The following is a 24,549-nucleotide window of genomic DNA, read 5'->3' on the forward strand; positions in this document are numbered from 1 at the left end:
TGATCGTTTGCAGACTATTTCAGGCTGAAGACGACGAGGGCACCGTCGTCACGCGGCATGCTCTTGTAGACGCCGCCGAAGTTTGGCGCGTACTCGTCCGCCAGCATACCGCCAAAGCCTGCGGTCACGGCGACGTATTGCTTGCCGCCGGCGGAGTAGCTGACGATGCCGCCCTGGTGACCGGTACCGTTGTTGTGCTTCCACAGCTCGGCCCCGGTCTCGGCATCGTAGGCGTGCAGGACGCCGCGAGAGTCGGGCACGAACACGAGATTACCCGCGGTCGACAGCACGCTCCCAAGCGGCGGCTCGGGATAGCGAACCTCCCATTTCTTCGTTCCCGTGATGGGATCGCGCGCGTCGAGGTGTCCATAGATCTCGCCGCCCGGAGGAGGCGCCATCTTGAAGTCGGCGCCGATGTTGAGCTGGACCTGCGGTGCGGTCACCGGCGTCGTCTTCTGGACTTCCAGCGTCATGCACCATTCCTGGCCAATCTTGTAGTAGAGACCGGTCTTCGGGCTGTATGAGCCGGCGTTCCAGCTGACACCTCCGCCAATGAACGGACACAGCGGCGGTTCAGTGACCTTCCCTGCAGAGAAATCACGACGGCCGATCAGCTCGCCGGTCTTGGGATCGATATCCTTGACGAAGTTGATGTTCTCAACCAGGCGCCAGACGTTCTTCACGCCGAGATTGCGATCGTAGACGAAGACGAAGCCGCCCTTGTTCGGATGCACCACGTATTTCTGGCCGTCACGCTCGAGCATCACGAACTCGCCGACGGCGCTGTCGAAGTCCCAGGCGTCGTGCGGCAGCTCCTGATGGTAGAATTTCAGCTTGCCGGTTTCGATATCGAGGCCGATCACCGAGCTCGTATAGAGATTGTCGCCGGGACGCGCACCTTGCGTCTTGTAGTCGGCGCCCGACCAGTCGTAGAGCGGCGCCGGGTTCGCGGTGCCCCACAGGATGGTGTTGGTCTCGGAATCGTATGTGCCCGGCATCCAGCCGCCACCGCCGCCGGTGCGCCAGGAATCGTTGCCCCAGGACTTCATGGCCTCGTCGGTGCCTGCGACTGTCAGGAACTCCCACTTCTTCTTGCCGGTGGTGGCATCGACGGCGAAGATCGGGCCACGGCCCGGCCATTCACCGCCTTGCGAGCCGATAATCACGGTGCCCTTCGCGTAAAGCGGCGCGCCGGTGAAGCCGACCGTGAGCTTCTGTGAATCGATCAGCCTGGTTTCCCAGAGGACCTTTCCCGACTTCGCATCCAGCCCGAAGAGACGACCATCCATCGTACCGACGAACACCTTGCCTTCACCGAGCGCTACGCCGCGGTTGTAGGGCGAGTGGGTCTGCCGGCTGATGAGCGCCTCATCGAGCTCCGGAAAGTACGACCAGATCACCTCGCCTGTCGCGCCGTTCAGCGCGAAGACCCGGCTGTAGGAACCCGAGTAATAGAGCACGCCATCGGCCACGAGCGGCATCGACTGCAGGCCGCGCGTCGATCGCCCGGGAACGTGCATCCAGGCTACGCCCAGATTGCCGACGTTGTTCGCATTGATCTGCGCGAGCGGGCTGTAGTGATGGGACTTGTACGAACCGTGATAGGTGAGCCAATCGTTCTGACCGGCGGACTCGATCCGGGACGTATCCACGGTTTGAGCCAACGCCGCCGACGCTGCAAGTGCCGTAACGGCAAGAACAGCTAAGCCCGAGCTGAGCCACTGCTTCCTCATATGCATTTCCTCCCGCTTTTGTTTGTATTGATTGCGTCTTGTAAGCGCCGCTGCGAGGGGGTGTTTGCAGTTCAGTACGCGTCGATCGTTCTCCATCGGGCATGAGCTGCCGACAGATATCCCTCTCTCTCGGCGCATATCGCCAAAGGAGCTACGTTCACTGGAGTGGTCGCTGTTGCACTTCTGCTCGCCGTCAAAGACTACGCCGGATCACAGGGAGTGCAAAGATGGAATGCGCGCACGGCGTGAATATGACGCGAGGGCCAATTTTGAAACGACAGTCGCACTGACCGTTTCGTCTCAATCGGCAAATCTCGGACCGAAGCGGGTTACCCGTACAGCACGCGCGGCAGCACCGTGACGATGCCCGGCCAGATTGTCAGCAGCAGCACGAAGCCGACCATGATGAGGAGATAGGGCATGGTGACGCGCGCGATGTAGCCGAGACCGTCGTCGGTGAGACCCTGGATCACGAACAGATTGAATCCGACCGGCGGCGTGATCTGCGCCATCTCGACGGCGAGCACCAGGAAGATGCCGAACCAGATCTCGTCGAAGCCGGCGCCCTTCACGATCGGCAACACGATCGGCAGCGTCATCACGATCATCGAGAAGCCGTCGAGGAAGCAGCCGAGGACGAGGTAGAAAATCACCAGCACCACGATCAGCATGAAGGGTGACAGGCCGAGGCCCTTCACGAAGGCGGCGACCGCCTGCGGGATGCCGAGGAACGCTGCGGCGTTGCCGAGGATCGAGGCACCGAGCACGATCAGCGCGATCATCGAGCAGGTCACGACCGAGCCGATCAGCACGTCGCGCATCACCTGCTGCGACATCGAGCCCTGCGCCCAGGCCACCAGCGCGGCGCCGAGCACGCCGACCGCGGCGGCCTCGGACGGCGTCGCGAGCCCGCCATACATCGAGCCGAGCACGCAGGCGATCAGGAACAGCGCCGGCGCGAGATCCTTCAGCGCGGCAAAACGCTCGCCCCACGGCACCTGCGAGAGTTTGGCTTCCGTCTCAGGCACCATGCTGCGGTTCAGCGTCGTGTGCAGCATCACCCAGCCCATGAAGGTGCCGGCCAGCAGCAAGCCTGGCAGCACGCCGGCCGTAAAAAGCTTGAGAATAGAAACGTCGCCGAGCACGCCGTAGATGATCATGATGTTGGACGGCGGGATCAAAAAGCCGAGCGTGCCGGCGCCGGCGAGCGAGCCGATCGCGATGTCGCGCGAATAGCCGCGGCGCGTGAGCTCGTTGAGCGACATGCGACCGATCACCTGCGTGGTCGCCGCCGATGAGCCCGAGATCGCTGCGAAAATGGTGCAGCCGATCACGTTCACATGCAGCAGGCGGCCGGGCAGAAGCCCGGCCCAGGGCGCGAGCCCCTGGAACAACGAGCGCGACAGGCGGGTGCGAAACAGCAGCTCACCCATCAGAATGAACAGCGGCAGCGCCAGCAGCTCCTGCGTGGTCAGGATGTTCCAGGCGTATTGCGGCAGCAGCTTGTCGAGCGGGATCGAGCGGAACATCGCGAGCAGCAGCGTCGCGGTGAGCGCGAGCGTGAGGCCGATCCAGACGCCGCACGCCAGCAGTGCAAACAGGATCGCGAACAGGGCGACGACTTCGATGGTCATGCAATCCTAAATCCGGAAGCGAGCAAAACAGTCATTCGACGGGCGTGGCCTTCATGCGGTGATCCTCCAGCGGCAGGCCGAGCGCCGCCTGGATCGCACGCGCCAGGAACTGAAGCGTGAGCAGCAGCATGCCGAAGGCGACCACCGCTTGCGGAAACCATAGCGGCGTATCGCTGGAGGTCGAGACCTGGCCGCGCACATAGGCGCCGTAAGCGAATTTCGCCATCGCCGAGGTCAGGAACGCCATGAAGGCGAAGCCGGCCGCCGCTGTGAGGACCTCGAGCACGCGTTGCACCGGCGCTGGCACATTCTTCAGGAGCAGCACGACGCGGATGTGGCCGCCGGTGCGCAACGTCATGGCGGCTCCGAAGGTGAAGGACGCCGCCATCAGGTAGGAGGAGTACTCCCAGGCGATCGATATGCTCGGCGGGAAGAACGACAGGAAGTTCGAGAGGAAGCGCGTCGCCACCTCGCACAACATCAGCAGGGTCAGCATCAAGAGGCAACCGCCGCCGATCCAGCCGTCGAGCCGGCCGAGGCGGTCGATGCCGTCGAGCAGGATGCGCAGCGGCGCAGGCGCCGCTGCGTTGAGGCTCTGCGGAGCTTCGGGCGAGACGCTCACCACGGCTTCACCTCAGCCGCGCTTCATTTCGGCAAGATAGGCTTTCACCGGCTTGTCGGCCGCCGGCACGCGCTTGAGGAACGCGTCGAGCTGCGGCGCGGTCTTGGTGCGGATGTCCGTCATCATCGCATCTGACACCGGGATCACCTCCATACCGCCCTCCTTCAGACGATTGAGGCTGTCGACATCGGCCTTGAGCGAGTTGGCCCAGAAGGCGGGCTCCATCTTCGCAGCGATATCAGCGACGAGCTTTTGTTGATCGCTGCTGAGTGCTTTCCAGGAATCGAGATTGACCGTGAGCATCTGCGACGACCAGACGTGGTTGGTCGGGTAGATGTATTTCAAAAATTCCCAGAACTTGCCGTCGACACCCGACACCGCCGAGGTGGAGACGCCGGAGACCGCGCCGGAGGCGAGCGCCGGAATGGTCTCGCCCCACGGGATCATCACCGGCGCCATGCCGACCACCGCCAGCATGTCGACGGCGTTCTTGTCGGGCACGCGGATCTTGATGTTCTTGAGGCCCTCGACGTCGGCGACCTTGACCTTGAGATGCAGATATTGCGTCGGCCACGGCACGATGTAGAGGATCTTCTGGTTGTTGCGCGCGGCGACCTTCTCGTATTCGGGCCGTACATATTTGTGCAGCACCTTCAACTCGTCCATCGAGCCGCACAGGAACGGGATGCTCTCGACGCCCATGAAGGGCTCGTCGCCGATTTGCTGGATGTTGAGCACGTCGGCGAGCGGCACGAGGCCGTCGCGTACGGCGCGGAGGTGCTCGGGGCCCTTGAAGCCGAGCTGGCCGCCGGCCTTCACGGTGATCGCGACGCCGCCGTTGCTCTGCTTCTTCACCTCTTCGGCAAAGGCCATCGCGTTCTGGGTGTGGAAATTGCCGTCGGGCCACACCGTCGACATGTCCCAGCTGACCGTCGCGGCCCGCGCGCGGGTCGAGATGTGGCCAGCGGCGAGCAGCGTCGCTGCGCCCGCAGTGAAGTTCCGTCGCGTGATCATCGAGCCCCTCCGTTCACGACGCGCGCATCGCCTGATGCGTCACCGCGTGTATCCATAAACTGCAACCGCATTGTCTGAAGACACGAGGCCGCTTTCGATGTCGTCATTGACGGCCGCGCGATCGCGCTCCGTGGGAGCGCCGATGCCAGCACCGCCGGGCGTGAGGACCACGAGCCGGTCGTCCGGCGGCACCTGCTGAAAGCCTTTTCCACGCAGCTTCTTGCCGGACTTCAGCCCGACATAGCCGGCCTCGCCGTTCTGGCCACCGTCGCGTCCGCGCGGCGGATGGTCGATGCGGTCGAACGCCGCCAGGATGTCGAACGGCGCATCGACGCCGCTGCCGACCTCGATGATCTGGCCGAGGCCGCCGCGGGTGCGCCCTGCCCCGCCGGAATCCGGACGCAGCTCCTTGCGCCAGAAGATCAGCGGCGTCTGCGTCTCCGCGATCTCCACCGGCGTGCCGCGCACGCCGCTGGGATAGGCGGTCGCCGACAGGCCGTCCTTGCCGAAGCGCGCGCCGGTGCCGCCATTCGACGTCACCGCCATCGAGAATCCGTAATTGCCGCCGACGCCGGAGCGGGTTTGTCCGCGCACGTTGAGATTCCACAGGCACGAGGTGCCTTCCGCGGGCACCCGTTCGGGAATGATCTGGCGCAGGCAGCCGAACACGACGTCGGGCAGCATCTGGCCGATGATGTGGCGCGAGGCGACCGGCGCCGGCTTCGGCGCATTCAGGATCGCGCCTGCAGGCGCCGAGACCGTCAGCGGCGAGAGTGAGCCGGCATTGTTCGGGATCTGCGAGGCGACGACGCAGCCGAGGCCGAACACGGTGTAGGCCGTGGTGTAGGACAGAGGCACGTTGATGCCGAACTTCGAGGCGGCCGAGGTGCCGTCGAAATCGACGTGAATGCCTTCGTCCGAGATCGTCAGCGTCGCCGCCAGCGTCACCGGCGCGTCATAGCCGTCAACCACCATGGTGTTGTGCCAGCTTCCCTTCGGCAGCTTTGCGATCTCGGCGAGCACAGCCTCGCGCGAGCGGTCGCAGACGTAATCGCCGAGCTCGTCGAGCGTGTCGATGCCGAACTCGGTCATCATCTCGACCAGGCGCTCGCAGCCGACGTCGTTGCAGCCGGCGAGCGAATAGGTGTCGCCCTCGGTGTCGATCGGCAGCCGCGTGTTGGTGCGGATCATCGCCATCAGCGTCTCGTTGACGACGCCCTGGTCGATCAGCTTCAGCATGGGGATGTAGAGTCCCTCCATGAACACGTCGGTGGCGTCAGGGCCGAAGCCGATGCCGCCGATGTCCATGAGATGGCTGGTGCAGGAGAACAATGCGACCGGCTTGCCGTCCTTGAAGCAGGGCGTGGTGACGACGAAATCGTTGAGATGGCCGGTGCCCATCCAGGGATCGTTGGTGATGAAGGCGTCGCCCTCTTTCATCGTCTCGATCGGAAAGTGGGCGATGAAGTGCTTGACCGATTCCGCCATCGAGTTGACGTGACCGGGCGTGCCGGTCACTGCCTGCGCCAGCATCCGCCCCTTGAGGTCGAACACGCCGGCCGAGAGATCACCGCATTCGCGCACGATCGGGCTGAAGGCGGTGCGGAGCAGCACCTGCGCCTGCTCCTCGACCACGGCGATCAGCCGGTGCCACATGATCTGAAGGTCGATCAGGCTCGCGCCATTTGCCTTGCTCATGATCAGGCCGCCTTCCGTTCCATGACGATGCTGCCGGCACCGTCGATATGCGCGTCAAAACTGGTGGAGACGAAGGTCGAGGTTTCGTCCTCGGCGATCACGGCGGGCCCCGCAATGGTCGCGCCCGGCGCCATGTCCTCTCGGCGATAGAGCGGGATCTCGATCACCTCGCCCGCCCGGCCGTCGAAGAACTTTCGGCTGCCGGACGCCTTGCCTGCCGGCGTGCGCGCGACGGCCGCGACGGTGGATGGATTACGCGCATCGGTGGTCGCGAGCACCGACCAGCTCAGCACCTCGATCGCGGCCCCCGGAATCGATCGCTCGAACAACGCGGAGTAATCTGCCTCGAACTTCTGGCGCAGGCCGGCGAGATCGGTCGATGTCAGCCGCCGGTTCGGCAGCTCGACCGAGATCTCATGGCCCTGGCCGACATAGCGCATGAAGGCCGCGCGGCGCTCGCGCACCGGTGCACCGGCTGCGCCGGGCTCGACCAGCGCGCGCGCCTCGGTCACCATCTCCTGCAAGAGATCGGAGACCGCCTCGGTGTCGAAATCATCGAGCCGCACATGGCGGCTACGCACCAGCTCATAGGCGATGGGAGCTGCGAGGAATCCGACCGCCGAGCCGACGCCGGCATTCGAGGGCACGATGACCCTGGAGACACCGATCTTCTCGGCGACACGCGCCGCATGCAGCGGCGCGGCGCCGCCGAACGCGATCAGCGTGTGCTGGCCGACGATCTCGCCGCGCTCGACCGCGTGCACGCGCGCCGCGCTCGCCATGTTCTCGCAGACGACCTCGTGCACGGCATAGGCCGCAGTCTCCGCCGACAGGCCGAGCGGCTCACCGATGCTGCTCAAAAGAGCCTTCTTCGATAGCTCCGGATTCAGCTTGATTGTACCGCCAGCAAAGGCGTCGGGATCGATCATGCCGAGTGCGACATCCGCATCCGTCACCGCCGGACGCTGGCCACCGCGGCCGTAGCAGGCCGGTCCCGGCTCCGACGAGGCACTCTCCGGGCCGACCGTGACGCGCTTCATCGCGTCGATATGGGCGATCGAGCCGCCGCCGGCGCCGATCTCGACCATCTCGATCACGGGGATGCGGACCGGCAGGCCGGAACCCTTGAGGAAGCGCGCGGCGCGATCGACCTCGAACACGCGCGAGGTTTCGGGTTGGTATTTTTCGATCAGGCAGATTTTTGCGGTGGTGCCGCCCATGTCGAAGGAGAGCACCTTGCTCTCGCCGAGCCGCGCTGCGATCTGTGCCGAGAAGATCGCACCGCCGGCGGGACCGGACTCGACGAGACGCACCGGAAAACGCCGCGCCGTCTCGATCGAGGTGACGCCGCCGCCGGAGGTGACGAGATAGATCGCGCCGCGGAACTGTTCGACCTGCAAGGCATCCGCCATGCGGGCGAGATAACCGTCGATCAGGGGTTGCACATAGGCGTTGGCGACCGCAGTGGAGGTGCGCTCGTATTCGCGGATCTCCGGACACACCGCCGAGGACAATGTGACGGAGATGCCGGGCATCTCCTCACCGAGGATCGCGGCGGCGCGGCGTTCGTGCTCGGGATTGGCATAGGAATGCAGGAAGGCGATCGCGACGCTCTCGACCTTCAATTCACGCAATTTCGGCGCGAGTGAACGCACGGCCGCCTCATCCAGCGGGAGACGAACGGCACCGTGCGCGTCGATGCGCTCGGGCACGGTGAAGCGCAGCGACCGCGGCGCCAGCGGCCTCGGCTTGTCGATGGCGAGATCGTACTGGTCGTAGCGGCTCTCGGTGCCGATATCGAGCACATCGCGAAAGCCGTCCGTCGCGATCAGCGCGGTCTTGGCGCCGCGGCGCTCGATGATGGCGTTGGTCGCCAGCGTCGTGCCGTGAATGAAGACGTCGATGTCGCTGATATGTGCGCGCGCGTCGGTGAGAATGAGACGCATGCCGTCCAGCACCGCCTGCTCGGGCCGCTGCGGCGTCGTCAGCACCTTGCGGGTTTTGCGCACCTCGCCCACGTCCAGCACGATGTCGGTGAACGTGCCACCGATATCCACGGCAAGCCGCACTTCGGCTCCCTCAAGCATTCCAAATTCTCCGTGCTGATCGTCAAGACTGCGGTCGAAAACGCAGCAATTTCCATGCCATGGACGACATGGATCACGCCGCGCCCGGCTATTCTGCTTGGCACCTATGCAATAGGCAAGACGTGTTCGCGTCGCGCCCGATCAGAGCAGGAATGCAAGCGCGGCTTCACAGCGCTCCTCGACCTTGAGCGTCAGGAGGTCGTCGGCGCGGGTGCGTCCGAGATTGACCGCGGCGATCGGGATTTGCCGTTGCGCCGCAGCCTGGACGAAGCGGAAACCGGAATAGACCATCAGCGAGGAGCCGACGATCAGCATGGCGTCGGCCTGCGCCAGATGATCCTGCGCAGCGGCGACGACATCGCGCGGAACGTTCTCGCCGAAGAACACGACGTCGGGCTTGAGGAGACCGCCGCAGGCTTCGCAAGGAGGCACCTTGAACGACGAAAAGTCGGAGTGCTCGAGATCGGCGTCGCCGTCGGGCGCATCCGCAGCATCGAGTGTCAGCCATTCCGCATTGGCGCGGCCGAGCGCGTTCTGGAATTCGTTGCGCGGTGTCTTGGCGCCGCAGCCCATGCAACGGACCAGATCGAGCCTTCCGTGCAAATCGATCACCTGCCGGTGGCCGGCGGATTGATGCAGCCGGTCGACGTTCTGGGTCAGCAGCATCCCGCAACGGCCGCTCTCCTCGAGCCGGGCCAGCGCATGATGGGCATCGTTCGGCCTCGCCTGGCCGAAACGCCGCCAGCCGATCAGGCTGCGCGCCCAATAGCGCTGACGCGTAGGCTCGTCCGACATGAAGGCCTGGAAATTGACGGGTTGGGTCCGCTTCCAGTTGCCGTGGTTGTCGCGATAATCGGGAATGCCCGAATTGGTGCTGCAGCCGGCGCCGGTCAGCACGAACAGATTGTCGTGGCGGCCGACGAAATCCCGGAGCGGTTGGTTTGCCAGCGGAGGATTTGCCATGGCGCAGATGTAGTCTGCGCCGGCCGGTTTTGCCAGATCAGGGCCGCTGCGAGGGCTCGAACCCGGCGATCAGCTTCACGAGCTCACTCTGCCGCGCCGTGCCGGTCTTGCGGAAGACGTTGTGGAGATGCGTCTTGACGGTGGCCTGTGTCAGCCCGAGAGCCTCGGCCAGCGCCTTCACTCCGCTGACCTTCATGACGGCGTCGATCACCCGAATTTCGCTCGCCGTGAGCTTGTACAGCTTGGCCAGCGCCTCCAGCGGCGGCGGACTTGCGGGCGAGCTCCTGCGGACGAAGACCGCGGCCACGGCGGAATGCAGCGCGCCGGTGCGCTGACGGTCGCCGGAGGTCAGCGGCAGCACGCTGGCGAACCAGCGGCCTTGCGAGGTCGCGAGCGGAATCGGGCCGCCGCTGTCGGCCGCCGCATTGCCATTCTCGGCGGCCACGAGCGCCTCACGCAACGCGCGCTGCGCATCGGGCGCGGCAGCGACCAATATTCCATTTCTTTCGGTGAGCAGCGCGGCCTCGTCCAGCATCGCCCGTCCGGGCACGTTGGAGAAGACGAGGCGTCCGTTGGGACCGACCAGGAACACGGCAGCCGAGACATTGTCGAGCGCCTGGGTCAGAACCGCCTGCGCCGTTTTGCTCTGGTCGAACAATCGTCCGATCGAGACCGCGCGCTGGAAATGCGGAACGATCAGCCCAAGCCGACGGCGATCATCGGCATCGGCGAGGCCGTCCGTCTCGTGCATCCGGACGGCAAGGACCGAGGCGCTCGTCGCACTCTTCTCGAGGTTCGCGCCGAGAGCATCGATGATGCCCTGCGGCTTCATCCACTCGGCGTAGAAACGCGTCTCCACGATTTCCTCGAAAGGAATGAGGTCAGTGGATCCCCACACGACACCGGCCTCGATGAAGGCGCCGGCTGGAAAACAGGGATTGAAGGGAAGATACTTATCGAAATAGAGCTGAGTGAAGTGCGGATCCTCGTTGAACATATGCAGCGCCGCGGAATGCTCCGTGGCCGCATCGTGCCAGAACAGGGCGCCGGAGGAGCCGCCCACGAACAGGCAAGCCTGCTCCAATGCACGCGGCCACAGGGTGGGATCGAGCGCGGCATCGTAGACGAGGCCGATCAGCTCTGACAGCAAAGCGGCTTCAGACGTCACGGCCGGCTCTCGAACATTTCGAACAGCACATTTGGCATTCGCGCCTTCAATGATTCAGCCGCATCGGCGATATCACCCGGTCATTGCGTTGCAGACTGCGCCGGCGGTTTTGCAGGCACGCCTGGCTTCGGCGGCGCTGATTGTTTCTGCGAGACGACAGCCTTGCCGGCCGGAGGCTCGGGCGTGGCGGGCGCCACCGGTGCGGACTGGCCAACGGACAGCGACACGCCGAACACGCGCCATTGTCCTTCGACCGGCGCGAAAAGCAGCTCGAAATTCACCTGCGAAGGCACCGACGGGAAAAATCCGGCCATGTGCAGCAGACCGCTCGACTCGATCTGCGGCAACAGCGACAATTGCGGATCGATGACGGCAACGCCGGAGAGATCGATCTTGTCGCTCCGCTGCTTGGCGAATATTTCGGCGAGCCTTGCGGCGGTGTTGACCTGGAAACCAGGCGCGCCGAGATCGCGCAGCACGGTGTAATTGCCGGTTCTGTTGGCGTGATCGAGTGCGAGCAGCGTCGAACGGATCAGCATCAGCACGCCGTTGCGGTCGATGTTGGCCGGCTTGGGGCTCGCTTGCGGCTGCTGTGGTGGCGCCTGATGCGGCTGCGGAGGCGTCTGCTGCGCAAAGGTCGCGACCGCCCCCAGTGCCAGGAGCCCAATAGTCAAACCTCCAAGGCCCGCGCCCCACCATCGCAGTCTCATCGCAAACAGATCTCCGAGCCGCCGGGAATGTGCGGCAGGCGACAGACGCGGACATCAACCTTTCGGTTGAGTTCGCCCCCGCATGCCGCGCTGGCGGCCCGGTTTTTTCCGACTGTTGCTGGATTGCATCGCGACGCGTCGCAGGCTTAGCTGGCCCAGTTATCGCGGAACTCGGGGAACAGCGTCAGGCCTCCGCAGGCGTAGAGGGTCTGCCCGGTGATGTAACTGGCATCATCAGAGGCGAGGAACGCGAACACGGCGGCGATCTCTTCCGGCGTGCCGACGCGGCCCATGGGAATGTGGCTGGTGACGACGCCGCGCTTTTCGGGATCACCGGTCCAGGCCGCGTTGATCGGCGTGTCGATCGCCCCGGGCCCGACCGCATTGACGCGAATGCCCCGGCCGGCGAATTCCAGCGCCAGCGTACGCGTCAGATTGGCCATGCCGCCCTTGCTGATCGAATAGGCGAGATAGCCGGGCTTGGGAATGATCTGGTGGACACTCGAGCAGTTGATGATGCTGCCGCCACCGCCGCGCGCGACGAAATGGGCGAGCGCCTTCTGGGCGCAGAGCACGGCACCATTGAGATTGACGTCGATGATGCGCCGATAGGTCTCGATGTCGAGCGCCTCGCTCGGTGACTCCCGCTGGAAGCCGGCATTGTTGACCAGACAGTCGAGGCGCTTCCAGCGCGCCAGGACGGTCTCAAACATCGCGGCAACCTCCTGCTCATTGCTGACATCGGCCTTGACCATGGCATGATCGAGCCTGCCATGGCCGCGATCGCTCGATGCCGTCCGCACGAGTGCGAGCGTCTCTTCGGCCCTTTCGGGGTGATCGAAATAATTGATGGCGACGGTCGCGCCCTCCTGTGCGAGCCGGATGGCGACGGCGCGGCCGATGCCTTGTGAAGCGCCGGTCACCAGCGCGTATTGGCCCACGAGGCGCGAGTGAAACGAAGTCGAGCGAATGGTTTGTGGCATGAGTTCTCTCCGGAGATGGCTGATCATCGATGGAACCGGCTTTTTGTTCCATGCCTTAGTGCATCGCTGCGATTCACTCGGCGCGCCGGGCGAGCGGCGAGGTCAGGATCTGATACAGGATGATGGCGCCAAAGGTTGCGGTGCCGATCCCTCCGATCGTGAAGGCGCCGAATTTCAGCGTTAGATCGCCCGCTCCTGCGGTCAGCGCCACGGCGACGGTGATCAGGTTGGCAGGATCGGCGAAGTCGACCTTGTTCTCGACCCAGATCCGGCCAGCCATCGCCGCGATCAATCCGAACAATACGATCGAGAGACCGCCGATGACGGGACCCGGGATCGACAGGATCAGCGCGCCGAATTTCGGCGAGAAGCCGAGCAGGACCGACACCGCGGCTGCGAACGCGAACAGCAAGGTCGAATAGACCTTGGTCGCCGCCATGACGCCGATGTTCTCGGCATAGGTGGTAACGCCGGTGCCGCCGCCGCAGGCAGCCACGATGGTCGCGAGGCTGTCGGCGAACAAAGCGCGGCCGAGATAGGCATCGAGGCTCCGGCCCGTCATGGCGCCGACGGCCTTGATGTGACCGAGGTTCTCGGCGACGAGAATGACCGCAACCGGCGCAATCAGGAAAATCGCATCCACCTGGAAGCTCGGCGTGGTGAAGCTCGGCAGGCCAATCCACGGCGCGGCCGAGAGTTGCGCGAAGTCGATCGGCTTACCGAAGCCGAGGCCATTCGCAAACAGCAGATACAAAAGATATCCGCCGATCGCGCCGAGAATGATCGGCAGGCGGCGCCACAGGCCTGGCGCGGCCACCGCCACCACGCCGATGATCAGAACCGTCGCGAGCCCGATCCCGGTGTCGAACGTGTTGGCACTCACCGCCTTGACCGCCACGGGCGCGAGGTTGAGGCCGATCGCGGCGACCACAGCGCCGGTGACGGCCGGCGGCATCAGGCGCTCGACCCAGCCGACACCGGACCACATCACAATCAGCGCGATCACGCCGTAGAGCACGCCGGCGCCGACGATGCCGCCGAGCGCAACCGACAGGTTGGGATTCGGCCCTTGCCCGGCATAGCCGGTGGCGGCAATGACGACGGCGATGAACGCGAAGCTCGAGCCGAGATAGCTCGGCACGCGCCCGGCGACGATGACGAAAAAGATCAGCGTGCCGATGCCGGAGAACAGGACTGCAACATTGGGATCGAACCCCATCAGCAGCGGTGCGATGATCGTTGAACCCGACATGGCGACGCAATGCTGAAGACCGGAGACGACGGTCTGGCCCCATGACAGCCGTTCCTCCGGCATGATCACGCCCGAAGTCCTCAGCGTCCAACGCGGAAAATAGCCTTGCGCTCGCTGGTCGGAGTTGGTTGCCGTCGTCATGTTCCCCCCAGTTGCGGTGCAACGATCGATCTTCGTGCGATCCGACAAAAATGTGATTGTCGCTTCTGCGGCGACCATCACATGATGCAACTCATGCAAGATTCAAATCTTGATCCGAATCCTGCAAGATCAGTGCGTTCCGGGGCTCACACTATGACACAGATCGCGATCCAGCCAGCCATCCATCGCCGGCATCAGCCCTGGTACAAGATCCTCTATGTCCAGGTGTTGATCGCGATCGCGCTCGGGGTGCTGATCGGCTATTTCTATCCCGATCTCGGCAAGGCCTTAAAGCCGCTCGGCGACGGTTTCATCGCGCTGATCAAGATGATGATCGCGCCTGTCATCTTCTGCACCGTGGTGCACGGCATCTCCTCGATGGGTGACCTCAAGCGCGTCGGCCGGGTCGGGCTGAAGTCGCTGATCTATTTCGAGACGGTCTCGACCGTCGCGCTCGCCGTCGGCCTCCTGGTCGGCGAGATCCTCCAGCCGGGGCATGGCTTCAACATCGATCCCGCCACGATCGATCCGAAGTCGGTCGCGACCTATGTCACCAAGGCCAAGGAAGAGGGCATCGTCGCCCATCTGATGGCGATCATTCCCGACAGCTATGTGGGTGCGATCGCGCGCGGCGATCTCTTGCAGGTGCTGCTGATCTCGATCCTGTCGGGCTTCGCCATCGCGTTCCTCGGCAAGGCCGGTGAGCCGATTGCGGAAGCCATCGACAAGGCCGCAAAGATGTTCTTCGGCATCATCCGCATCATCGTCCGCGTGGCGCCGATCGGCGCCTTCGGCGCGATGGCGTTCACGGTCGGTGCCTACGGCCTCGGCTCGCTGCTCAACCTCGCGGCCTTGATCGGCACGTTCTATCTGACCAGCATGCTGTTCGTGCTGGTCGTGCTCGGCGCAATCGCACGGCTCGCCGGCTTCTCGATCCTGCGCTTCATCGCCTACATCAAGGACGAGCTTCTGATCGTGCTCGGCACCTCGTCGTCGGAGACGGTGCTGCCGCAAATGATCCAGAAGATGGAGCATCTCGGCGCCTCGCGCTCGGTGGTCGGCCTCGTCATCCCGACCGGCTACAGCTTCAACCTCGACGGCACCAACATCTACATGACGCTGGCGACGCTGTTTCTGGCGCAGGCGACCAACACCCATCTGACCATCTGGCAGGAGCTCGGCATCCTCGGCATCGCCATGATCACCTCGAAGGGCGCCTCGGGTGTGACCGGCGCCGGCTTCATCACGCTCGCCGCGACGTTGTCGATCGTGCCTGACATTCCGATCCAGTCGATCGCGATCCTGGTCGGCATCGACAAGTTCATGAGCGAATGCCGCGCGCTGACCAACCTGATCGGCAACGGCGTTGCCTGCGTCGTCATCAGCATCTCCGAGGGCGAGCTCGACCGCGAGGCGCTGCACGTGACCATGGCCCATCCGCTGGAGATGGGCGAGGCGCTGGAACCGGGCGGCAACGCGTGAGGCTCTCAGGTCGACGGCAGGTTCCAACGCGGTAGTTTCCCGGAGTGGTAAATCGGCGCGGCACGCGTCACAACGTCAGCGTTGGGATCACGGATTGATAGTCATTCATTCCACCCGACGCGCTGGGGGCAGGGCGTCGGGTTTTTGAAAATCAGAGCCAGGCAGAAACCGCAAGGCGGGATCAGACGATCCCGCCTTTGACGTGCGCAACCTCGCCGGCCAGCTCGATCCGCCGCATGATCCCGACCGCCTGCAAGAACGCCTCGTCGTGACTGACGACGAGCAGCGCACCGTCATAGGCCCGCAAGCCCGCTTCGACCGCTTCGATGGAATCGATGTCGAGATGATTGGTCGGCTCGTCCAGGATCAGCAGGGATGGCGGCGCAGGTCCGCCCAGCACACAGGCCAGGCCGGCACGAAACATCTGTCCGCCGCTCAGGCTTCCGACGATCTGCAAGGCAGCATCGGCGCGAAACATGAAGCGCGCCAGCGCGGCATGGCATTCATTCGCACCCTCCTTCGGATTGAGACGCGCAAAATTGTCCAGGATGGAGAGCGCGGGATCGAGCAGGCTGACCTTCTGGTCGAACAGCGCGAAGTCCGGCCTGACCCGCACGGTGCCCGAGAGCGGGCGCAACTCGCCGGCGATGAGTTTCAGCAGCGTGGTCTTGCCGGAGCCGTTCGGTCCGACAAGGGCCACCCGTTCCGGCCCGACGATCGCGAACGATAGATCGCACAGGACGGGCTGCGCCGGCTGATAGCCGGCACTGACCCTATCGAGCCAAAGCACCTCCCTGCCCGCCGGCAGGCCGGACGCGGGCAGTTTCACCGTCAGTGGCTGAAGAATCTCGACGCGGCGGCGCGCCGTGTCGACGGCCTCGCGCGCTTCCGCGCGCCGCCTTTCGGCGATCTGCGCAGTTTTTCCACCCGTGTCCTCGCTGCGATCCTTGCGCGCGCCGGCCAGGATCCGCGGCATGTCGCCCTTGGCGCGCTTCTTCCGGCCGCCGCTGTCCTTGCGTGCTTTCTTCTCCGTGGCCTCCTGCGCCTTGCCGTCGATCTCGGTCAGGCGCTTTTCGGCATGCGCGAGGTCGTGCCTGACGGCCGCGAGCTCGACGGCCTTCTGCGCGCGATAACTGCTCCAATTGCCGCCGTATCGCGTGGCGCCGAGCGACGTCAGCTCGACGATCGCATCCATGGTCTCGAGCAAGCCCCGGTCATGGCTGACGACGATCGCACCGCCGCGCCAAGCGGCGAGGAGATCGGTCACGGCCTTGCGGCCGTCCTGGTCGAGATTGTTGGTGGGCTCGTCCAGCAGCAGGAAGTCCGGCTGGGCGAAGATCAAGGCGGCGAGACGCACCCGCGTGATCTGGCCGCCGGAGAGACAAGACAGCTCCGTATCGGGAGCGGGATCGAACCCGAGACGTGCCAGCGCGGTCTCCAGCCGCGTTTCGAGCGTCCAGTCGATCGCGGCGATGTCGTCAGCCGAGGCATCGCCCCGCTCAGCGCGGCGCAGCAGCTCCAGTGCGGGCCGTGCACCGAACAGATCGGCCACCGTCACGCCTGCGGGCGATTGCACGTCCTGGCGCAGCAGGCCGATGGTCCCGTTGATCAGAACGCGACCGGACTGGGGAACATGGTCCCCTGACATCGACGCAAGCAGCGTGGTTTTCCCGACGCCGTTACGGCCGACGAGACCGGTCCGCTCGGCCGGAAATGTCAGATCGATGTTTGAAAGAAGAGAACGGCCGTCAGGCGTGGACAGCGACAGGTTCGACAGGATGATCGATGCAGGCATGGAATTCCCCGTGAGCAAGGCGGATGGGCTTTGCGGTCGGGGTGAAATCCATGGCTGCGAATATCCTGATTGAGGAACTTTCTAAGTAGTCCCATCGAGGGGCGAGATCAAGGCACGACGCGAAAGGACGAGGGCGCCCAATGCGCCGACGTCCCTTCGGCCTATCGCAATCAGCCCTTGAGCGCGGTGACCACCACCTCGATCAGCGCACTGCCGCCGAGGTCGGCGACGCCGACGGTGGCGCGGGTCGGCAGATTGTCGCCGAAGAACTCGGTCCAGGCCGCGTCCATCTCCTTCTTCTTGGAGAGATCCGTGACGAAGATCGAGGCGCTGACCACGCGCGACTTGTCGGTGCCGGCCTCCTTCAGATAGCCGGCGATCTTGCCGAGAATGTTGCGCGTCTGCTCGCCCATCGAGACCGAGGTGTCGTCGGCGATGGTGCCGCCGAGGAAGACGAAGCCGTTGGCCTCGACGGCGCGGTGCATGATGGGCGTGCGGATGCTGCGGGTGATGCTCATGATGTCCTCTTATTGTCAGAGCGTGGAGGGATGGAAGCGGTCGATGCCGAGCTCGCTGATCCGGGTCTGGCTGCCGCCGTTGACGATCAGCTCCGCCATGACCGCGCCGGCGCCGGGGCCGAGCTGGAAGCCGTGCAGAGAGAAGCCGAACTGGTGATAGAGGCCCTTATGGCGGCTGCTCGGCCCGAACACGGGAATATCGTCCTTCATCTTCGCCTCGATGCCGGCCCAGGCACGGACGATGGTGGCGCTGCGCATGACCGGGAACAGCTCGAACACGGTGCGCGCGCTGATGGCAAGGCTCTTCCAGTCCAGCACGGTCTCGTTGCGATCCTGGTACGGCGTTGCCAGATGGCCGCCGCCGATCAGGACGGTGCCGTTGGAGAACTGCTTGAAGGAGAGTTTTCGGCCGCGCAGGATCACGACGGGGTCGATGAAGTGCGGCACGCGCGAAGTGATCATCAGCATCGGCGCGACGGTCTCGACCGGAACGGGCTCGCCGAGCGTGGCTGCGATCTTGCCGGCCCAGGCGCCGGCGGCGTTGACGAGCACCGGCGCGGCGTAGGTGTCGGAGCCGACATCGACATGCCAGAGGCCATCGTTGTAGCGGATGTTGGAGGCAGCCACGCCCTCGCGCACGGTCGCGCCGAGCTGCCCGGCCTTGCGGCGGAATGCCGTCGTCGTCTGTGCCGGATTAGCCGCGCCGTCGCGGCGCGAGACCACGCCGCCGGGACAGGTCTCCGCGACCGCAGGCACGAGACGCCGCAGTTCAGTCGCATCGATCAACTCTTCATGGGTGAAGCCGAGCGCATTGAGCTCGGCCACGCGCGCACGGCAGACCGCGAGCTCCTCCTCGTTCTCGGCGACCAGCACCTGGCCGTAGCTCTCAAAACTGCAATCGTCGTCGAGCAGATCTGAAATCTTCTCCCAGATTCCCATCGAGCGGATCGACAGCGGGATCTCCGGAATATGCCGCGCGAGCTGGCGGACACCACCGGCGTTGACCCCTGAAGCGTGCCGGCCGGCATAGTCCTTCTCGATCAGCACCGGCTTCAGGCCGGCGAGGCACAGATGCAGCGCGGTCGAGCATCCGTGGATGCCGCCGCCGACGACGATCGCATCCACGTTTGTGGTCATCCGCGCACCACCGCCTTGACGTCGTCCTCGCTCTTCGGCACGGCGGCGAGCTCGGCCAGCGTGATCGGCTTGACCGGCGCACGCAGCCGGTAATAGCCAATCTCCTGCGGAGTCTTGCCGCGCGCCTGCGCCATCAGCTCGGTGACGGTGAGGCCGCAGAGCCGGCCCTGGCACGGGCCCATGCCGGTGCGGCGATAGGCCTTGAGCTGGTTCGGCCCGGTCGCGCCGATCGCGACGGAATCGAGAACGTCCTTGGCGGTGACCTCCTCGCAGCGGCAGACGATGGTGTCACCCGAGGGAATGCGGAACTGTCGCGCGGGGCGGAACAGCGTATCGAGGAAAACGCGGCCGCGCTCGGCCTTGGCGAGATCGGCGCGGAGCGTCGCCATCGCGGGCAGCTTCGCAGCAGTCGCGGGCGCCAGCGCCTCTACCGCCGCGCGCGCCGCGATGCGGCCGCGGACCACGGCCGCATTGGCGCCGCCAATGCCGGCGCCGTCACCGGCGATCGCAATGCCGGCGACCGACGAGTTGCCGCTGGCATCGAGCACAGGCGACCAGCACAATTGCAGATCGTCCCAGCGATGCTCGACGCCCGCGGACATCGCCAGATTGACGTTGGGCACGACGCCTTGATGCAACAGCAACAGATCGGCGGGGATGGTCTCGCGCTTGCCGCCGGCGACATAGCTTACGCTTGCGAGCTGGCCGTCACCGGACGCTGAGAGCTCGGTGACGCCGGAGACGACCTGCACCTTGGCCTTCACCTCGCGCATCATCGACAGGCCCTTGGCGAAATAGGGCGAGGTCAGGAACGCGAAGGCATGCGGGAGAGCTGCGAAATAATTGCCGCGCTCGGTGGTGTCGAGGATGCGGTCGATGCGGCCGCCGAGGCGCAAGATCTGCGCGGCGAGCAGCCAGAGCAGCGGCCCCTGCCCCGCGATCACCGTGCGCCCATCCGGCACCAGCGCCGACGACTTCAGCATCGTTTGTGCCGCGCCCGCGGTCATCACGCCCGGCAAGGTCCAGCCGGGAATCGGAAACGGCCGCTCCAGCGCGCCAGTGGCTAGGATCACGCGCTTCGCCTTGACGAACGCCGAAGCACCACCGATGGAGACCGCGATATCGAGATTGCGATCGAGGCTCCAGACCGTCGCACGGTGGATGACTTCCGCATTGCTCGCCCGCAGCGACTGCACGAGATCAGCACCAACCCAATAGTCCGCGCCGAGCTGATTGCGATCCGTCACCGGCGTCGACGAGATGGCGCGGAACACCTGGCCACCCGGGCCGATATTCTCGTCAAGCATCAGCGTCGACAGACCGGCTTCGGCCGATGTCGCGGCGGCGGCGAGGCCGGCAGGCCCGGCGCCGATCACCACGACGTCGTACTCTTCGCGCTTGGGAGCCACAGTCATTTCCCGATCTCCCGCTTGCCCTTCTGGATCTCGATCTGCATGCCCTCGGCGACGGGCACGAGGCAGCCCTGGCGGTTGCCGACGCCGTCGATGGTGACGAGGCAGTCGAAGCACACGCCCATCATGCAGTAGGGAAGACGCGGCGCGCCGCTCACTGCGGTGGATCGCCGCGCGTCGCAGCCGGAGGCCAGCAGTGCAGCAGCGACAGTGTCTCCCTGGCGCGCGGCGATGGCGACGCCGTCGACGAAAATCTGCACCGGCGGACGCTTGTCCTGTTCCGATCGTTTGAACATCCTGGCTCCTTCAATATCTCTAGTAGCCGCTGTTGTTCGCAGCAGCGGCGGCGCCAAAACGGCTGGCCGAGAACGCGCCGACCAGCTCGGGCTCGAGGGCGCCCTGCGCCACCATGCGCGCGATCTCGAAGGCGTGATTGGAGGCGAGCGTCACGCCGGAATGGCAACAGGCGACGAAGGCGCCGGGATGCGTCTCCGACTGGTCGTAGATCGGAAAGCCGTCCTGCGGCATGACGCGGATGCCGGCCCAGCTCCTGACCACGTTGAGCCGCGACAGATGCGGGAACATCCGCTGCGCGCGATCGGTCATCACGGCGCTGATCGAATGCTTCAGCGTGCGATCGTCGAGCTCGTCCTCCTTGCTGTCGCCGATCATCACCGTGCCCTCGTCGGTCTGGCGGATCGTCGTCAGCGGATGCGGCAGGAACGGCATGGTGCGCTCCGTCACCACGATCTGGCCGCGGGTCGGGCCCATCGGCGCATAGAGGCCAACCATCGGCGCCAGCGTCTGGTTGGCATTGCCGGCAGCGAGCACGATTTTGGCGGCGCGCAGCTCGCCCTTCGGCGTGGTCAGACTGAACTCGCCGCCGCTCTTGCTGATCGCTGAGACTGGTCGCTCCGGAAAATAATCGATGCCGAACGCCCTAAAGCCGGTGTGGAAGGCGCGGAAGGTGCGCAGCGAATTGACGTGGCCGTCGAGCGGACAATAGCTGCCGCCGGACACTTCGGGCCCGATCAGCGGCAGTGACTTCTTCACCTCGGAGGCGGAGAGCATCTCCATCTTGTAATCGGCAGCACCAGTCTGGTTGTGCATGCGCATGACCAGCTCGGTGCGCTGGCCGAATTCGTCCTCGCCAAGCGTGAGATGGAAGCCGCCGTTCTGCTGAAGCGAGACATCGAGCCCGGTCTGCTGCTTCAGCTCGGACGCGAGCCGCCCCCACGCCTGCGACGCCTGCACGGTCCAGACCGTATAGGCGGGCATGCCCAGCCCCTTGCTCTGCACCCACACCAGCGCAAAATTCGCGCGCGAGGCACGCTTGGTGATGTCGCCTTCGTCGAGCACGGCCACCTTCTTGCCGAGGCGGCCGAGGCCCCAGGCAATGGCGGAGCCGAGTAGTCCGCCGCCGACGACGGCGACGTCGTATTCAGTTCGCATGGGTTCTCCTATCGCCCCGTATCGCCCTTGCCGGCGAGCACGCGGTCGAGCCCGTAGAAGCGATCGAGCAGAATGAGGGCGGTCATGGTCACAGCGATCACGCAGGCCGAGACCGACGTCACCAGCGGATCGATGTTGTCCTGGATATAAAGGAACATGCGCACCGGCAACGTCTCGGTGCCCGGTGCCGCGAGGAAGACGGTCATGGTGAGATCGTCGAAGGACTGGATGAAGGCGAGCGCCCAGCCGCTGATGACGCCGGGCAGGATCAGCGGCAAGGTCACGCGGCGGAACAGCGTCCAGCCGCCGGCGCCCAGCGAGACCGCCGCCATCTCGACCGTGCGATCCATGCCGGTCGCCGCCGCCAGCGTCAGCCGCAGCGCGAACGGAAACACGATGATGACATGGGCGATGATCAGCGCCGCAAAGCTGCCGCCGAGACCTGCCGAGGTGAAGAAGCGCAGGAAGGCGATGCCGAGCACGACATGCGGGATCATCAACGGCGACAGGAACAGCGCCGCCAGCGCGTCGCGGCCGCGGAAACGATGGCGCGCGATCGCGAGCGCGGCCGGCACCGCGAACAGCAGCGCGACAAACGAGGACAGCGCGCCGAGCCCGAGACTGACCCAGAAGGCGTGGATGAACTCGGGATAATTGCCGATCGCCCTGAACCAGCGCAGCGAGAAGCCGTTGGTCGGCAGCGACAAGAAACCTTCGGGCGTGAAGGCAACCAGGCAGACCACCAGGATCGGCGCCACCATCACGATGACGAAGATGGCGTGGAAGATCAGCGCGAGCGGACCGTTCCGTCTCATCGGAACACCTCCGCATAGCGCCGCTCGATCAGCGCGTTGCTGCCGACGACGATCAGGACCAATGCCACCAATAGAAGCGTGGCGACCGCAGCACCTAACGGCCAATTCAGCGTGTTGAGGAATTCGTCATAGGCGAGCGTCGCCGCGACCTTCAGCCTGCGGCCGCCGATGATCGCAGGCGTCGCGAAGGCGCTGGCCGAGAGCGAGAACACGATGATCGCGCCCGACAGCACACCCGGCATGATCTGCGGCATGATGATGCGGCGGATGATGGTGGCCGGACCGGCACCGAGCGACATCGCGGCATTCTCGATTTGCGGATCGAGCCGTTGGAGCGCCGCCCACACCGACAGCACCATGAACGGCATCATCACATGGGCGAGCGCAACCACCATGCCGGTTTCGGTGAACATGAAGGGAATGGGCGAGCGAATTGCACCTGCCGACATCAGCAGCTTGTTGACAAGGCCGTTGTTGCCGCCGAACAGCAACGCCCAGCCGAGCGTGCGCGCCACCACGGAGATCAAGAGCGGCCCGAGAATGACCAGCAGGAAAAAACTCTTCCAGCGCCCGCTCATGCGATTGAGGATGTAAGCTTCGGGCGCGCCGAGCAAAGCGGTGAGCAGCGTGGTCAGGATCGCGATGCGAAACGTCCGCCAGAACATTTCGGCGTAATAGGGATCGGTCGCGATCTCGTGCCAGTTCTTGAGGATGAAGACCGGCTCGATGCCCTTGTACTGGCCCCAATCGTGGAACGACAGCATCACCGTCATCGCGAGCGGAATCAAGAGCACGCCGACGAACAGCATCAAGGCGGGCGCTGTCAGAGCCCAAGGCGCTCGCGCGTTTCGCTCGTCGGCAGCCACGCTCATGCACCGCCTCCACCGCGCACGCTCATGTCCTCGGGCCGCCAGACGAGGCGAACGGCCTCGCCTTCGACCGGCTGCGCCGTCCCGTCATTCTGGCGGATCACGATCGCAGGGCCGCATTCGCTGTCGCACTGGAACAGCCAGTGATTGCCCTGGAAGATGCGCGTGACGATCTTTGCGCTGAGCCCGGTATCGCCAAATCCGATCCGTTCGGGGCGAATGCTGACGGTCACGGGGCCATTAAGGCCTGCCGGCGCCGGCGCGTTCCAAGAGCCGGCAACGAGTCGCGCCGGCGTCACCGTCCGGTCGATGGTCGCGGCAAAATCGTTGGTCTTGCCCAAAAACTGCGAGACGAAGGCCGAGGCCGGCTTCTCGTAAGTTTCCTGCGGCGTACCGATCTGCTCGATCTTGCCCTGGCTCATCACCACGATGCGGTCGGACAGCGACATCGCCTCGTTCTGGTCGTGGGTGACCAGGATCGTGGTGGTGCCGATGGTGCGCTGGATCTGGCGCAGCTCGATCTGCATCCCCTCGCGCAGCTTGGCGTCGAGATTCGAGAGTGGCTCGTCGAGCAGCAGCACGCTCGGCTTGATCACCAGCGCGCGCGCCAGTGCCACGCGCTGCTGCTGCCCTCCGGACATGCGGCGGGGATGGCGGTCCTCGTAGCCGGCAAGGCCCACCATCGCGAGCGCGGCGCGAACGCGCTCGGCCCGTTCGTTGCGGGATACGTTACGCATCTCCAGGCCGAAGGCGACGTTCTCCGCCGCGGTCATGTGCGGGAACAGCGCGTAGCTCTGGAACACGATGCCGAGCCCGCGCTTGGCCGGATGAATCGCGGTCAGGTCCTTGCCCTCCAGACGGATCCCGCCGCGCGTGGGGTCGAGGAAACCCGCGATCATCTGGAGGGTCGTGGTCTTGCCGCAGCCGGACGGGCCGAGAAAGGAGATGAACTCTCCTTTCCCCACCGACAGACTGAAGTCATCGACCACAGTCTGTGCGCCGAACTGTTTGGCGACCCGATCGAGCTCGAGATAGGCCATGCGCTGTCTCCGCGAACGTTCAGA

At 64.9% G+C, this 24,549-nt stretch carries 21 protein-coding genes; 1 reads left to right on the forward strand and 20 read right to left on the reverse strand.

What is annotated here, in order from left to right; translation table 11 throughout:
- Positions 1-14: 14 nt before the first annotated feature.
- From I3J27_RS31890 to I3J27_RS31940, 11 genes are all read right to left on the reverse strand, one after another.
- On the reverse strand, positions 15-1,733 hold the full coding sequence (locus tag I3J27_RS31890; protein WP_370691892.1) for a pyrroloquinoline quinone-dependent dehydrogenase: 1,719 nt from the start codon (positions 1,731-1,733) through the stop codon (positions 15-17).
- 329 nt (positions 1,734-2,062) lie between these two features.
- Positions 2,063-3,367, reverse strand: a complete 1,305-nt coding sequence (locus I3J27_RS31895) for a TRAP transporter large permease (RefSeq protein WP_270162830.1) — start codon at positions 3,365-3,367, stop codon at positions 2,063-2,065.
- Between the two features lie 31 nt (positions 3,368-3,398).
- Positions 3,399-3,992: a TRAP transporter small permease subunit gene (locus I3J27_RS31900; RefSeq protein ID WP_270162832.1), complete on the reverse strand. Its 594-nt coding sequence runs from the start codon at positions 3,990-3,992 to the stop codon at positions 3,399-3,401.
- A gap of 9 nt (positions 3,993-4,001) precedes the next feature.
- Positions 4,002-5,003 carry a TRAP transporter substrate-binding protein gene (locus I3J27_RS31905; protein ID WP_270162833.1) on the reverse strand — a complete coding sequence of 334 codons (1,002 nt, stop codon included), beginning with the start codon at positions 5,001-5,003 and terminating at the stop codon, positions 4,002-4,004.
- Between the two features lie 39 nt (positions 5,004-5,042).
- Positions 5,043-6,701, reverse strand: coding sequence for a hydantoinase B/oxoprolinase family protein (locus I3J27_RS31910; protein ID WP_270162834.1), 1,659 nt, complete (start codon positions 6,699-6,701; stop codon positions 5,043-5,045).
- A gap of 2 nt (positions 6,702-6,703) precedes the next feature.
- A complete protein-coding gene (locus I3J27_RS31915; RefSeq protein ID WP_270162835.1) occupies positions 6,704-8,788 on the reverse strand; it encodes a hydantoinase/oxoprolinase family protein in 2,085 nt (694 codons plus the stop codon).
- 141 nt (positions 8,789-8,929) lie between these two features.
- Positions 8,930-9,751 carry an NAD-dependent protein deacetylase gene (locus tag I3J27_RS31920; RefSeq protein WP_270162836.1) on the reverse strand — a complete coding sequence of 274 codons (822 nt, stop codon included), beginning with the start codon at positions 9,749-9,751 and terminating at the stop codon, positions 8,930-8,932.
- Positions 9,752-9,788: 37 nt separating this feature from the next.
- The gene (locus I3J27_RS31925; RefSeq protein WP_270162837.1) at positions 9,789-10,919 is read right to left on the reverse strand and encodes a helix-turn-helix transcriptional regulator; all 1,131 of its coding nucleotides are present in this window, start codon (positions 10,917-10,919) and stop codon (positions 9,789-9,791) included.
- A gap of 80 nt (positions 10,920-10,999) precedes the next feature.
- Positions 11,000-11,593, reverse strand: a complete 594-nt coding sequence (locus I3J27_RS31930) for a hypothetical protein (protein WP_370691893.1) — start codon at positions 11,591-11,593, stop codon at positions 11,000-11,002.
- A gap of 182 nt (positions 11,594-11,775) precedes the next feature.
- Positions 11,776-12,612, reverse strand: a complete 837-nt coding sequence (locus I3J27_RS31935; protein WP_270162839.1) for an SDR family oxidoreductase — start codon at positions 12,610-12,612, stop codon at positions 11,776-11,778.
- A gap of 73 nt (positions 12,613-12,685) precedes the next feature.
- A complete protein-coding gene (locus I3J27_RS31940; protein ID WP_270162841.1) occupies positions 12,686-14,005 on the reverse strand; it encodes a solute carrier family 23 protein in 1,320 nt (439 codons plus the stop codon).
- A gap of 153 nt (positions 14,006-14,158) precedes the next feature.
- On the opposite strand from I3J27_RS31940, the gene I3J27_RS31945 reads away from it, so the two are divergent.
- A complete protein-coding gene (locus I3J27_RS31945; RefSeq protein ID WP_270162842.1) occupies positions 14,159-15,487 on the forward strand; it encodes a dicarboxylate/amino acid:cation symporter in 1,329 nt (442 codons plus the stop codon).
- A gap of 181 nt (positions 15,488-15,668) precedes the next feature.
- Here I3J27_RS31945 and I3J27_RS31950 read toward each other — a convergent pair whose 3' ends face one another.
- The 9 genes from I3J27_RS31950 to I3J27_RS31990 all read right to left on the reverse strand — a co-directional run bounded on the left by I3J27_RS31950 (position 15,669) and on the right by I3J27_RS31990 (position 24,525).
- A complete protein-coding gene (locus I3J27_RS31950) occupies positions 15,669-17,282 on the reverse strand; it encodes an ABC-F family ATP-binding cassette domain-containing protein (protein WP_270162843.1) in 1,614 nt (537 codons plus the stop codon).
- A 170-nt stretch (positions 17,283-17,452) separates the two neighbouring features.
- Positions 17,453-17,800, reverse strand: a complete 348-nt coding sequence (locus tag I3J27_RS31955) for a RidA family protein (protein ID WP_018317734.1) — start codon at positions 17,798-17,800, stop codon at positions 17,453-17,455.
- Between the two features lie 15 nt (positions 17,801-17,815).
- Positions 17,816-18,937, reverse strand: coding sequence for an NAD(P)/FAD-dependent oxidoreductase (locus I3J27_RS31960; RefSeq protein ID WP_270162844.1), 1,122 nt, complete (start codon positions 18,935-18,937; stop codon positions 17,816-17,818).
- The gene (locus tag I3J27_RS31965; RefSeq protein WP_270162845.1) at positions 18,934-20,352 is read right to left on the reverse strand and encodes an FAD/NAD(P)-dependent oxidoreductase; all 1,419 of its coding nucleotides are present in this window, start codon (positions 20,350-20,352) and stop codon (positions 18,934-18,936) included. The genes I3J27_RS31960 and I3J27_RS31965 overlap by 4 nt, the downstream gene beginning before the upstream one ends.
- Complete coding sequence (locus I3J27_RS31970; RefSeq protein ID WP_270162846.1) at positions 20,349-20,645, reverse strand: (2Fe-2S)-binding protein; 297 nt, start codon at positions 20,643-20,645, stop codon at positions 20,349-20,351. Before I3J27_RS31970 ends, I3J27_RS31965 begins: the two co-directional genes overlap by 4 nt.
- Before the next feature lie 19 nt (positions 20,646-20,664).
- Entirely contained in the window at positions 20,665-21,801 is a 1,137-nt protein-coding gene (locus tag I3J27_RS31975) for an NAD(P)/FAD-dependent oxidoreductase (protein ID WP_270162847.1), read from the reverse strand.
- An 8-nt stretch (positions 21,802-21,809) separates the two neighbouring features.
- Positions 21,810-22,616, reverse strand: a complete 807-nt coding sequence (locus I3J27_RS31980; protein WP_270162848.1) for an ABC transporter permease — start codon at positions 22,614-22,616, stop codon at positions 21,810-21,812.
- The gene (locus I3J27_RS31985) at positions 22,613-23,488 is read right to left on the reverse strand and encodes an ABC transporter permease (RefSeq protein ID WP_270162849.1); all 876 of its coding nucleotides are present in this window, start codon (positions 23,486-23,488) and stop codon (positions 22,613-22,615) included. Before I3J27_RS31985 ends, I3J27_RS31980 begins: the two co-directional genes overlap by 4 nt.
- On the reverse strand, positions 23,485-24,525 hold the full coding sequence (locus tag I3J27_RS31990) for an ABC transporter ATP-binding protein (RefSeq protein ID WP_270162850.1): 1,041 nt from the start codon (positions 24,523-24,525) through the stop codon (positions 23,485-23,487). The genes I3J27_RS31985 and I3J27_RS31990 overlap by 4 nt, the downstream gene beginning before the upstream one ends.
- Positions 24,526-24,549: the final 24 nt, after the last annotated feature.

This window comes from Bradyrhizobium xenonodulans (assembly GCF_027594865.1).
Lineage (GTDB): Bacteria > Pseudomonadota > Alphaproteobacteria > Rhizobiales > Xanthobacteraceae > Bradyrhizobium > Bradyrhizobium xenonodulans.